Annotated in this window: 11 protein-coding genes; 9 read left to right on the forward strand and 2 right to left on the reverse strand. The window is 57.4% G+C overall.

Annotated features, from left to right (window positions below; all coding sequences use genetic code 11):
• Positions 1-21 precede the first annotated feature (21 nt).
• The 3 genes from fadI to sixA all read left to right on the forward strand — a co-directional run bounded on the left by fadI (position 22) and on the right by sixA (position 4139).
• Positions 22-1332 carry an acetyl-CoA C-acyltransferase FadI gene (fadI, locus tag BM323_RS10100; RefSeq protein WP_008101272.1) on the forward strand — a complete coding sequence of 437 codons (1311 nt, stop codon included), beginning with the start codon at positions 22-24 and terminating at the stop codon, positions 1330-1332.
• Positions 1332-3461 carry a fatty acid oxidation complex subunit alpha FadJ gene (fadJ, locus tag BM323_RS10105; protein ID WP_008101269.1) on the forward strand — a complete coding sequence of 710 codons (2130 nt, stop codon included), beginning with the start codon at positions 1332-1334 and terminating at the stop codon, positions 3459-3461. Before fadI ends, fadJ begins: the two co-directional genes overlap by 1 nt.
• A gap of 195 nt (positions 3462-3656) precedes the next feature.
• Positions 3657-4139 carry a phosphohistidine phosphatase SixA gene (gene sixA, locus BM323_RS10110; RefSeq protein WP_036647371.1) on the forward strand — a complete coding sequence of 161 codons (483 nt, stop codon included), beginning with the start codon at positions 3657-3659 and terminating at the stop codon, positions 4137-4139.
• 66 nt (positions 4140-4205) lie between these two features.
• Here the strand turns inward: sixA and smrB are convergent, their stop codons facing one another.
• The gene (gene smrB / locus BM323_RS10115; protein ID WP_036647369.1) at positions 4206-4754 is read right to left on the reverse strand and encodes an endonuclease SmrB; all 549 of its coding nucleotides are present in this window, start codon (positions 4752-4754) and stop codon (positions 4206-4208) included.
• A gap of 159 nt (positions 4755-4913) precedes the next feature.
• Between smrB and prmB the strand changes: the two genes are divergently transcribed.
• From prmB to BM323_RS10145, 6 genes are all read left to right on the forward strand, one after another.
• A complete protein-coding gene (gene prmB, locus BM323_RS10120) occupies positions 4914-5846 on the forward strand; it encodes a 50S ribosomal protein L3 N(5)-glutamine methyltransferase (RefSeq protein WP_008101261.1) in 933 nt (310 codons plus the stop codon).
• A gap of 46 nt (positions 5847-5892) precedes the next feature.
• Entirely contained in the window at positions 5893-6978 is a 1086-nt protein-coding gene (gene aroC, locus BM323_RS10125) for a chorismate synthase (protein WP_008101259.1), read from the forward strand.
• Between the two features lie 8 nt (positions 6979-6986).
• Positions 6987-7811, forward strand: a complete 825-nt coding sequence (mepA, locus tag BM323_RS10130) for a penicillin-insensitive murein endopeptidase (protein ID WP_036647397.1) — start codon at positions 6987-6989, stop codon at positions 7809-7811.
• A gap of 133 nt (positions 7812-7944) precedes the next feature.
• Positions 7945-8742 (forward strand): sulfite exporter TauE/SafE family protein, encoded by a 798-nt coding sequence (locus tag BM323_RS10135; RefSeq protein ID WP_008101255.1) that lies wholly within the window; start codon positions 7945-7947, stop codon positions 8740-8742.
• Between the two features lie 67 nt (positions 8743-8809).
• Positions 8810-9355: an elongation factor P hydroxylase gene (locus tag BM323_RS10140; protein ID WP_008101253.1), complete on the forward strand. Its 546-nt coding sequence runs from the start codon at positions 8810-8812 to the stop codon at positions 9353-9355.
• 30 nt (positions 9356-9385) lie between these two features.
• Positions 9386-9667: a YfcL family protein gene (locus tag BM323_RS10145; RefSeq protein WP_008101252.1), complete on the forward strand. Its 282-nt coding sequence runs from the start codon at positions 9386-9388 to the stop codon at positions 9665-9667.
• 29 nt (positions 9668-9696) lie between these two features.
• Here the strand turns inward: BM323_RS10145 and mnmC are convergent, their stop codons facing one another.
• Complete coding sequence (mnmC, locus tag BM323_RS10150; protein ID WP_008101250.1) at positions 9697-11709, reverse strand: bifunctional tRNA (5-methylaminomethyl-2-thiouridine)(34)-methyltransferase MnmC2/FAD-dependent 5-carboxymethylaminomethyl-2-thiouridine(34) oxidoreductase MnmC1; 2013 nt, start codon at positions 11707-11709, stop codon at positions 9697-9699.
• Positions 11710-11774 lie beyond the last annotated feature (65 nt).

Consider the following 11774-nt stretch of genomic DNA (forward strand, 5'->3'; position numbering starts at 1 on the left):
CGAAAATTACAGGTGATTGCAATGAGCAAAGCGCAGCCGCTGCTGACGCGTCAGGGCGAACGTATCGCCATAACCCACGGATTACGCACCCCTTTTGCCCGTCAGGCGACCGATTTTCACGGCATTCCCGCGCTGGAGCTGGGGCGTATGGTGATCAGCGAACTGATGGCGCGCAGTGAATTACCGGTCGAGGTTATCGATCAACTGGTGTTTGGCCAGGTGGTGCAGATGCCTGAAGCGCCTAATATTGCGCGTGAAATTGTTCTGAGCAGCGGATTAAGCGTGCATACCGATGCGTATAGCGTCAGTCGCGCCTGCGCCACCAGTTTTCAGGCGGTGGCAAACGTGACGGAAAGTTTGATGGCGGGCACCATTGATGTCGGCATTGCCGGTGGCGCGGATTCATCCTCGGTGCTGCCGATTGGCGTCAGTAAGACGCTGGCGCGTGCGCTGGTGGATCTCAACAAAGCGCGCAGTTTCAGCCAAAAACTCAGCATCCTGCGTCGTTTGCGTCCGCGCGATTTGTTGCCAGTGCCACCGGCGGTGGCGGAGTATTCAACCGGATTACGCATGGGCGATACCGCCGAGCAGATGGCGAAAAGCCACGGCATAACGCGTGAACAGCAGGATGCGTTAGCGCTGCGTTCGCACCAGCATGCGGCGCGCGCCTGGCAATCGGGCGTGCTAAGCCAGGAAGTGATGCCGGCGTTTGTACCGCCGTGGAAAGCGCCCATTGAGCAGGACAACAACATTCGCTTCAACGCCAGCGCTGCCGATTACGCCAAACTGCGTCCGGCATTTGATCGTCGCCACGGTTCAGTGACCGCCGCCAACAGCACGCCGCTGACCGATGGCGCGGCGGCAGTGATCCTGATGCGCGAAGGGCGCGCACGCGAACTCGGCATTCAGCCGCTCGGCTATCTGCGCAGCTACGCCTTCACGGCGATTGATGTCTGGCAGGACATGCTGCTCGGACCAGCCTACGCCTCGCCGCTGGCGCTGGACCGCGCTGGCATTACGCTCAACGATCTGACGCTGATTGATATGCATGAAGCCTTTGCCGCACAAACCTTAGCGAACCTGAAAATGTTCCGTGATGAACGCTTTGCGCGTGAGGTGTTGAATCGTCCGCATGCGCTGGGCGAAGTGAATGAAGAACGCTTTAACGTGCTCGGCGGATCGATTGCTTATGGTCACCCGTTTGCCGCCACCGGCGCGCGCATGATCACGCAAACGCTACACGAACTGCGGCGGCGCGGCGGCGGTTTAGGATTGGTCACCGCCTGCGCGGCGGGCGGCCTGGGCACGGCAATGGTTCTGGAGGCCGAATAATGAGCGAATCTGCCTTTCATTTACATATGCGCCTCGACCACGTTGGTGTGATTACCATCGATGTGCCAGGCGAGAAGATGAACACGCTGAAGGACGAGTTTGTGCCGCAGATCAAAGCGGTGCTGGATGAAGCGCGCAGCCATCAGGATTTAGCCGGATTAGTGTTGATCTCCGGCAAGCCAGACAACTTTGTTGCCGGTGCAGATATCAGCATGATCGCCAGCTGCAAAACAGCTGAAGAAGCTGAAGCGCTGGCAAAGCAGGGACAAGATGTGATGGCGATGATTGCCGCTCTGCCGTTTCCGGTGGTGGCGGCGATTCACGGTGCCTGCCTTGGCGGCGGCCTCGAGCTGGCGCTGGCCTGCGATGCGCGCATCTGTTCGCTGGATGACAAAACGCGCCTCGGTTTGCCGGAAGTACAGCTCGGTTTGCTGCCGGGTTCTGGCGGTACGCAACGTTTGCCGCGCCTGATTGGCTTGCAGCAGGCGCTGCCACTGATTCTCACTGGCAAACAGCTGCGCGCCAAACAGGCGCTCAAACTCGGGATTGTGGATGACGCGGTGCCGCAATCGATTCTGCTGGAAACGGCGATTGCGCGCGTACATAAAGGAAAAGGCGCTCGCCGTGAACTTTCGCGCCGCGATCGTTTGCTGCAGGGGCCGATTGCGCGTCAGGTGCTTTTTTCACTGGCACAGCGTCAAACCCACAGCAAAACCCAGGGCAACTATCCTGCGGCTGACCGTATTCTTGAAGTGGTGCGCATCGGTCTGGAGCAGGGCAGCAGCGCCGGGCACGAAGCGGAAGCGCGCGCTTTTGGTCAACTGGCGATGACGCCAGAATCGGCCGCGCTGCGCAGCCTGTTCTTCGCCTCTACCGCCTTAAAGAAAGAGTCGATGGCGAGTGTTGAACCGCAAGCGCTGAAGCAGATTGGCGTGCTTGGCGGCGGATTGATGGGCGGCGGCATCGCCAGCGTCACGGCGCTGAAAGCCGGTTTGCCGGTGCGCATTAAAGACATCAATCTCAATGGCGTGAATCATGCGCTGCAATACAGCTGGGACTTGTTGAGCAACAAGGTGAAGCGGCGTCAGCTGAAAGCGGCTGAACGTCAGCAGCAGATGGCGCGCATCAGCGGCGGCATCGATTATCAAGGGTTCAGCCAGCGCGATCTGGTGATCGAAGCGGTATTTGAGGATCTGGCGCTCAAGCAGCAGATGGTCAGCGAAATCGAAAGTCATTGCCAGCCGCACACCATATTCGCCTCCAATACCTCGTCGCTACCGATTGCCGACATTGCCGCCCATGCGCAGCGACCGGAAAATATTATCGGCCTGCATTACTTCAGCCCGGTGGACAAAATGCCGCTGGTGGAGGTGATTCCGCACGCCAATACCTCGGCGCAAACGCTGGCGAACACGGTGCAGCTGGCGCGTCAGCAGGGCAAAACAGCGGTGGTGGTAGCAGATCGTCCTGGCTTTTATGTAAACCGCATTCTCGCGCCCTATATAAATGAAGCGATGCACTGTTTGCAGGAAGGTGAGCCGATTGAGCATATCGATCGTGCTTTAGTGAAATTCGGTTTTCCGGTTGGGCCGCTGCAGCTGCTGGACGAAGTGGGCATTGATGTCGGCAGCAAAATCAGCCCGATTCTCGAGCAGGCTTACGGTTCTCGCTTCAGCGCACCCAACGCCGCGAATGCCATTCTGGCTGACGGCCGCAAAGGGCGTAAGAACCACAAAGGGTTCTACCTCTACCAACGTTCGCGCTGGCCGGGCAAGCGCAAAGCTGATGCGTCAATCTACACGCTGTTGAACATCAAACCGCAGGCGAAGCAGAGCGAAGCGCAGATCGCCGAGCGCTGCGTATTGATGATGCTGAACGAAGCGGCACGTTGTCTGGATGCAGCGGTGATTCGCAACGCGCGCGATGGCGATATTGCAGCGGTATTTGGCATCGGTTTCCCGCCGTTCCTCGGCGGTCCGTTCCGCTATATGGATCAGCGCGGCATTGGCGATATCGTTAAAGCATTAAGCTCATTAATGCAGCAACACGGCGAACGTTTTACGCCGAGTGAGGCGCTGATCGCAATGTCAGAACAGCAAACGAATTTTTACACTTCTGCACAATCGTGAATAGGCGCACAGATTCAGCGGGTTAGTCAGAGGGCTGCGCAGCGGTAAGCGCAGCACCATTCTGAGATATGCTTATTTAATAAACAACCGGTTGACTATACTGAAGCCATTGGGGTAAAACACACCGTTCATTCGCAGAATGAAGCGTCTGGTGCTGTGGTACCGGGCGATATCGACAAACAACAGCGGTGCTTTATGCAAGTTTTTATCATGCGTCATGGCGACGCAGCTCTGGAAGCAGCGAGTGATTCAGTTCGACCTCTCACCCTCTGTGGCTGTGATGAATCGAGAGCGATGGCGAGTTGGCTCAACAGTAAAACGCCAGCAATCGATCGGGTATTAGTGAGTCCGTATCTGCGCGCCGAGCAAACGCTGGCAACGGTACGTGAAACGCTGAATTTGCCGGAAGGGCAGGATGTGTTGCCGGAACTGACGCCAGGCGGCGATCCCGCGATGGTAGCCAGCTATTTGCAGGTGCTGGCGCAGAAAGGGGTTAAATCGGCGCTGGTGATTTCGCATCTGCCGCTGGTGGGTTATTTAGTGTCTGAACTCTGCCCGCAGGAAGCGCCGCCGATGTTCGCCACCTCCGCGATAGCCTGTGTGGACTTTGATGCAGATGCCTGCGAAGGCAAGCTGGAGTGGCAGGTCAGCCCGTCAAAACTGGCTAAAGCAATCTAATTCTCTGAAGTTACACACTTCTCTGTGGGCCGCATTCGCGGCCCTATCCTTTTGTAGTGCGGCACGTCACGGCAATTCAGGCGGCTGCCACTCTTCTACTTCTATCAGTACCAGCAGCGCGGCGTCGCCGCCGAACATTTTCGGTGCCTGATGAAACGCCATCACATGCGGATGTTGTGCCAGCCACAGCGGTGTTTGCTGCTTGAGGATGTGTTTACCGTGCCCGGTCATGACGCTGGCGCAGAACAGATGCTCACGACGACAGGCAGCGATCAGCGCGCCGAGCTCCTGCTTGGCCTGCATCTGCGTTAAGCCATGCAGATCGAGAAAAATTTCCGGCGTGTAATCGCCACGACGTAACTTTTTCTGCTCGTAATGGCTGACATCAGTGCGCACGTAGCGTACCGGACCTTCGCTGGAAAGCAGCGGCTGAAACTCGTCAGAGAAATAATGACTATTATCGGCTTGCTCTGATATCAGGCGTTTCAACGGCAGTTCGCGCGTTTTCACCACCGGTTTGTGCACGATGGTGTCCTGTTTCAGCTTGCGCGTTCCGGTCATCAACTGGCGGAACATCTGCTGATCGTCCTGGCTTAACGGCGTTTTTTTACTCATGGCTCTGTGCTGGGGTCAGAAAAGGCTGATAAACATTGAGGCGCATACCTTAACCGTTAGCGTTAACAAATGTCAGCTTTTTCACCTCGCTGCGCTGAATTCTGCCCGGCTTCGTGGCACACTATCGGCCGATTGATTTTATGGCCTGCGGAGGGCTACGTGGACAAGATATTCGTCGATGAGGCAGTGAATGAACTGCACACCATTCAGGACATGCTGCGCTGGGCTGTCAGCCGTTTTTCGGCGGCAGGCATTTGGTACGGCCACGGCACGGATAATCCCTGGGACGAAGCAGTCCAACTGGTTCTGCCCACGCTGTGGCTGCCGCTGGATATTCCAGAAGATATGCGCAATGCGCGCCTGACCGCCAGCGAGCGTCATCGTATTGTTGAGCGCGTGATTCGCCGCGTCAACGAGCGTATTCCGGTGGCGTATCTCACCAACAAAGCCTGGTTCTGCGGCCACGAATTTTACGTTGATGAGCGCGTATTAGTGCCGCGTTCACCGATTGGTGAACTGATTGAGAACCGTTTTGCCGGTTTGATCAGCGATTCGCCTAATCACATTCTCGATATGTGTACCGGCAGCGGCTGCATCGCCATTGCCTGCGCTTACGCCTTCCCGGAAGCGGAAGTGGATGCGGTGGATATCTCCACCGATGCGCTGGCGGTTGCCGAGCAGAACATCGAAGAGCACGGCCTGCTGAACCACGTTACGCCAATCCGCGCCGATCTGTTCCGCAACTTGCCGCCGGTGAAATACGATCTGATCGTCACCAATCCACCTTACGTGGATGCGGAAGATATGGACGATCTGCCGAACGAATATCGCCACGAGCCGGAACTCGGTCTGGCGGCGGGCAGCGACGGCCTGAAACTGGTGCGCCGTATTCTGGCCTGTGCGCCGGATTACCTCACCGAACAAGGCGTGCTGATTTGCGAAGTGGGTAACAGCATGGTGCACATGATCGATCAGTATCCAGACGTGCCGTTTACCTGGCTGGAGTTTGATAACGGCGGTGACGGCGTGTTTATGCTGACGCGCGAGCAAATCGTCGCGGCACAGCATCACTTCTCATTCTACAAAGACTAAATAAGAGGGCGAGCGCTCGCCCGCAACATCGCAACAAGGAACCAGCATGGCCGGAAACAGCATCGGACAAGTTTTTCGCGTAACCACTTTTGGCGAGTCGCATGGTATTGCGCTGGGCTGCATCGTTGACGGTGTGCCGCCCGGCATTCCGCTGACGGAAGCCGACATTCAGCACGATCTCGATCGTCGTCGTCCTGGCACGTCGCGCTACACCACGCAGCGCCGTGAGCCGGATCAGGTGAAAATTTTGTCCGGCGTGTTTGAGGGCGTGACGACGGGGACTTCAATCGGTCTGCTGATTGAGAACACCGACCAGCGTTCACAGGATTACGGCGCAATCAAAGATCTGTTCCGTCCTGGCCATGCCGATTATACCTACGAGCAGAAATACGGCCTGCGCGACTATCGTGGCGGCGGACGCTCTTCGGCGCGTGAAACCGCGATGCGCGTAGCGGCCGGTGCGATTGCGAAGAAGTATTTGCAGATGAAGCACGGCATCGTGGTGCGCGGCTATCTGGCGCAGATTGGCGATGTGGCCTGTGAGCTGAAAGACTGGAGCATCGTGGAAGAGAACCCATTCTTCTGCCCGGATGCCTCCAAGCTGGAAGCGCTGGATGAACTGATGCGCGGCCTGAAGAAAGAGGGCGACTCCATCGGCGCCAAAGTCACGGTGCTGGCAGAAAACGTGCCGCCGGGCTTGGGCGAGCCGGTATTTGATCGTCTGGATGCGGATTTGGCGCATGCGCTGATGAGCATCAACGCGGTGAAAGGCGTGGAGATTGGCGACGGTTTCGCGGTGATCAACCAGCGTGGCAGCCAGCATCGCGATGAAATTCGCGCCAACGGTTTCCAGAGTAATCACGCGGGCGGCATTTTGGGTGGCATCAGCAGCGGCCAAACCATCAGCGCCAATCTGGCGATGAAACCGACCTCCAGCATTACCGTGCCGGGCAACACCATCACCCGTGACGGCGAAGAAGTTGAGATGATCACCAAAGGTCGTCACGATCCGTGCGTTGGTATTCGCGCGGTGCCAATTGCCGAAGCGATGATGGCGATTGTGTTGATGGATCACCTGCTGCGCCAGCGCGCGCAAAACGGTGACGTCAACAGCAGCGTGCCGCGCTGGTAAGCCCGATGATGCGCCGTCTGCTCATCACCTGTGCCGCGCTGTTATGCAGTGCGGCCGCGGTTGCCGCCACGCCGTGGCAGCAAATTCATCAGCCGATCGCCGGCAGCCCGCAGTCGATTGGCGGTTTCGCCAACGGCTGTATTGTTGGTGCGCAACAGCTGCCGCTCAATTCACCCAATTATCAGGTGATGCGTCAGGATCAGCGTCGTTATTACGGCCATCCCGATTTGATCGCCTTTATTCAGCGTCTCAGCACTCAGGTTCATCAGCTTCAGCTGGGGCAAGTGCTGATTGGCGATATGGGCATGGCGGCGGGCGGTCGTTTTAGCAGCGGCCACGCCAGCCATCAAACCGGTCTGGATGTTGATATCTGGCTGCAACTGCCGAAAACCCGCTGGACGGCGCAGCAATTGCTCAAGCCGCTGCCGCTCGATTTGGTTTCTGCCGATGATAAGCAGGTGATTTCACGTCACTGGCAACCACAAATTGATAGCCTGATTAAACTGGCAGCGAAAGACGACGAAGTCACGCGTATCTTCGTCAATCCAGCCATTAAACGGCAGCTTTGTGCCGATGCCGGTAGCGATCGCGCGTGGCTAAATAAAGTACGTCCGTGGTTTGCCCATCGCGCGCACATGCATGTGCGTTTGCGTTGCCCGGCGGGCAGTCTGGAGTGTGAAGATCAGGCGCATCAACCGGCAGGCGATGGCTGTGGCGCTGAGCTGGATAGCTGGTTCCTGCCGAAAAAACCAGGCAGCACGCCGCCGGTGAAGAAAACGCCGCCGCCGTTGCCGCCTTCTTGCCAGGCATTATTAGACCGTCATTTATTATAACCGTGAGAATTTGAGTTGCGGCAAGGCGGCAAGTTCGTTCATCTCCAGGAGCTTACTTAAGTAAGTGACTGGAGTGGGCGAGCGCAGCCAACGCAGCCGCAGCTCAAAAGATCGCGGTTATTTGAGGATTAAAATGGATTGGTTCGTTGTCAGCCCGCTAGTCGTTGGCGTGCTTTTTTTTGTGGCCATGCTGGCGGCATTTATCGACTCCATTGCCGGTGGTGGCGGATTGCTTACCGTGCCGTCATTACTGGCGGCCGGGCTGTCGCCTGCACAGGCGTTAGCCACCAATAAGTTGCAATCGGTCGGTGGTTCGTTCTCTGCCAGCCTCTATTTTATCCGTCGCGGTGCGGTGAAGCTGAACGAGCAGTGGCTGAATATCGCCATGACCTTTCTTGGCGCGATTGCCGGCACCATTCTGATTCAGCATCTACAAGCGGATGTGCTGCGCCAAATCTTGCCGCTGCTGCTGATCTGCATCGGTTTGTGGTTCCTGCTGATGCCGCGTTTGGGTGAAGCAGATCGCGAACGTCGTCTGCACGGTTTGCCTTATGCGCTGGTGGGCGGCGGCTGTGTCGGTTTCTACGACGGCTTCTTTGGTCCAGGCGCCGGTTCGTTCTATGCGCTGGCCTTCGTTACGCTGTGTGGTTTCAATCTGGCAAAAGCTACCGCCCACGCCAAAATCCTAAATTTCACCTCGAATTTTGGCAGTCTGCTGTTCTTTATGTTCGGCGGCAAAGTGGTGTGGGGCACCGGCGCGATTATGCTGCTCGGCGCCGTTATCGGCGCGCGTCTCGGCGCCAGGCTGGTGTTGAGCCGCGGTCAGAAACTGATTCGCCCCATGGTGGTGATCGTTTCTGCAGTGATGAGCGCCAAATTGTTATGGGACAGTCACGGCGGAGAATTGATGGCCTGGCTGGCCACGCTGTAATCCAACACTCGTCAAGACCGGCTGCCAATGCGACAATGGCGCCGGTTTTTTTTAAAGATTAAAAATTATGAGTACAACACACCATTACGATCAGCTGATTGCCATCTTTGATGGCTGCTTCGTTGACGATTTTCAGACCCGTCTAATTAAAGGCGACGACGAACCTATTTATCTTCCAGCGGATGAAACCTCACCGTGGAATCGCGTGGTGTTCGCACACGGCTACTACGCCAGCGGACTGCATGAAATTTCCCACTGGTGCATTGCCGGTGAAGCGCGCCGCAAGCTGGTGGATTTTGGTTATTGGTATTGCCCGGACGGACGCGATGCGCAAACGCAGAGCCAGTTCGAATCGGTTGAGGTGAAACCGCAGGCGCTGGAGTGGTTGTTCTGCGTGGCGGCGGGCTTTCCCTTCAACGTCAGTTGTGACAATCTCGAAGGCGATTGTGAGCCAGATCGCATCGCGTTTCAGCGCAAGGTTCATGCGCAGGTGATGACGTATCTGGAGCAGGGCATTCCGCTGCGACCGGCCCGTTTCATTGATGCACTGACGAATTATTACGGCACGCCGGCACTGACGGCGGCACAATTCCCCTGGCCGGAAGATCTGTAATCCGCGAAGGTTATAAGAAGAGAGGAAGAGATGATCGTAGAATTTGAAACCCGAATTCTGGCCCTGATTGACGATATGGTCGATCACGCCAGCGATGACGAGTTGTTTGCGGGCGGCTATCTGCGTGGTCATCTGACCCTGGCAGTGGCGGAGATTGAGCTGAGCGGTGAACACACGCCGGAAGCGCTGCAAACTCACGTTACCAACAGCCTGCAAAAAGCCATTGCTGCCGGTGAACTGTCGCCACGCGATCAGGCGCTGGTCACCGGCATGTGGGACAATCTGTTCCTGCAGGCACGTCAAACCGCTTAACGTCTCGGGGCGATCGCTCGCCCCGCAGATTATCGACCCGCTTTTTTACCCTTCAGCAGTTTTCGTACCCAGTAGCGATTTGGATTCATCGCCGCCAGCGTGGCAGCATCCAGCGGCTGCGGTTCGCCGCTCATCTGCGCTGCCAGCACTTCGGCCGCCAGCGGTGCGCTGCACAAGCCACGCGAACCTAATGCTCCCAACACAAACAAACCGTTATGCACTGGCGCATCAGCTACATTTGCAGCGCGCGTGCGCTGTTCTGGCAAGTCGGCATACTGCGCCAGGGTGGCGTCATAATCCGGCGCGCTGCCGCTCATCGGCAGATGATCGCGCGTGGCACAGCGCACGCCGTTGCGCGCCTGGTTATCTGACACATCAACCTGCTGCGGCCATTGGCTTTCCGGCAAACAGTTGATCAGCCGCTGGCGATTCTCCTGCTGATCGTCGGCGCGGAAATCCGTCGCGGTTTCGCCGCGATGATAGCTAGCGCCGATGCAATGGGTGGCGAAGTTCGGGCTGACCGGCGTGAGATAGCCGTCGTAGCACAGCACGGTGCGCAGCGCGCCTAATGACGGATTGGTCGGCGCGTGGCTCACCTGTCCCGCCACCGCGTAGACCGGCAGCATTTTGCTTTGATCGAGTTCCAGCAACGCGTGACCATTCGCCAGTACCACTTGGGGATGCTGCACTGGCGGCTGCTGGCTAAAGTGCAACGTCCAGTGATCTTCATCGTGCGTTAACTGCGTGACGCGATGCAGCCAGTGAAGGCGTAATCCCAGCGATTGCGCGTATTCCAGCAAATTGCTGGTTAGCTGAGAAGGCGACAGCCAGCCGCCCTGTGGATAGAAAATCCCGCCAACGCCGAGCTCGACGCCCGCCAGCTGTTGCGCTTCTTCTTTATTAACGCCGTACGCGATGTCATGCGGCAGCTCCATGTTGAGCATTTGCGCAATTTTCTCCGCGCTTTTTTCATCCCAGCCCAGCTGCAACACACCGCTCCAGTCATGCTCAAACTCCACTGGCAGCCGATCGTACAGGCGACGGGCAAAACCAAAAGCCGCCGGGAAGAAGGTGGCCAGCGCGGGATCGTGCTGGTTCAGCAGCGGATAGAGCGCGCCCTGACGATTGCCGGATGCGCCCAGCGCGGGCGCATCATCCGCGCAATAGAGCGTCACGCGCCAACCGCGTCGCAACAGTGCCAGCGCCAATACTGCACTGGCGACGCCGCCGCCGATCAGCGCCACTTCCTGGCTGCTAGCCTGCGGGCGCGCATACCACGGCTGGCTGTGCGGCAATTCTGCAGCCTGTTCCATTACGCCGACCAGCATTTCACGCTTGTGACCAAAGCCTTTGCGCTTCTGCATGCTGAAACCGGCGTCCTGCAACCCGCGACGCACAAAACCCGACGCGGTGAAGGTCGCCAGCGTGCCGCCCGGACGGGCGAGGCGCGCCATCGCGGCAAACAGCTCTGGCGTCCACATCTCCGGATTTTTGGCCGGTGCGAAGCCATCAAGGAACCATGCATCCACCTGACGATTGAGACTGTCATCAAAGGTGTGAATTAGCGCGTTAATATCACCAAGCCAGAGATCCAGCGTGACTTCGCCGCCGTTAAACAGCAGGCGCTGACAGCCCGGCAACGCCTGCGGCCACTGCTGTTGCAGCTGTTCGGCCCACGGCTGCAGCTCTGGCCAATGGGCATGTGCGGCAGCAAGATCGGCGTGCGTCAGCGGAAATTTCTCGCAGCTGATAAAGTGCAGACGCTGCAAAGTGGCGTTGGGTTGCTCATTACGGAAGCGATCGAAGGCTTGCCACAGGGTGACAAAGTTCAGACCAGTCCCAAAACCGCTCTCGGCGACAATAAATAAATCGCGCGCATGTGCGGCAAAACGGTGTGGAATGTGGTTGCCATCGAGGAACACATAGCGCGTTTCCTCCAGTCCATTATCGTTGGAGAAATAGACGTCGCCGAACGCTCGGGACACAGGTGTACCCTGTTCATTCCAGTTTATTTGGGCGTGTTCAACCGGGGTTAATTTCACGGGGAAAGGCTCATATTTCAGGCAGTGGCGCGAGTTTAGCGATAGACGTCACATGACGCAAATTT

This window comes from Pantoea sp. YR525 (assembly GCF_900116775.1).
Lineage (GTDB): Bacteria > Pseudomonadota > Gammaproteobacteria > Enterobacterales > Enterobacteriaceae > Pantoea > Pantoea symbiotica.

Excerpts from the sequence above, each read along its gene's own strand:
- fadI (WP_008101272.1), top strand. The coding sequence starts at position 22 with ATGAGCAAAGCGCAGCCGCTGCTGACGCGTCAGGGCGAACGTATCGCC.
- fadJ (WP_008101269.1), top strand. The coding sequence starts at position 1,332 with ATGAGCGAATCTGCCTTTCATTTACATATGCGCCTCGACCACGTTGGT.
- sixA (WP_036647371.1), top strand. The coding sequence starts at position 3,657 with ATGCAAGTTTTTATCATGCGTCATGGCGACGCAGCTCTGGAAGCAGCG.
- smrB (WP_036647369.1), bottom strand. The coding sequence starts at position 4,754 with ATGAGTAAAAAAACGCCGTTAAGCCAGGACGATCAGCAGATGTTCCGC.
- aroC (WP_008101259.1), top strand. The coding sequence starts at position 5,893 with ATGGCCGGAAACAGCATCGGACAAGTTTTTCGCGTAACCACTTTTGGC.
- mepA (WP_036647397.1), top strand. The coding sequence starts at position 6,987 with ATGCGCCGTCTGCTCATCACCTGTGCCGCGCTGTTATGCAGTGCGGCC.
- BM323_RS10135 (WP_008101255.1), top strand. The coding sequence starts at position 7,945 with ATGGATTGGTTCGTTGTCAGCCCGCTAGTCGTTGGCGTGCTTTTTTTT.
- BM323_RS10140 (WP_008101253.1), top strand. The coding sequence starts at position 8,810 with ATGAGTACAACACACCATTACGATCAGCTGATTGCCATCTTTGATGGC.
- BM323_RS10145 (WP_008101252.1), top strand. The coding sequence starts at position 9,386 with ATGATCGTAGAATTTGAAACCCGAATTCTGGCCCTGATTGACGATATG.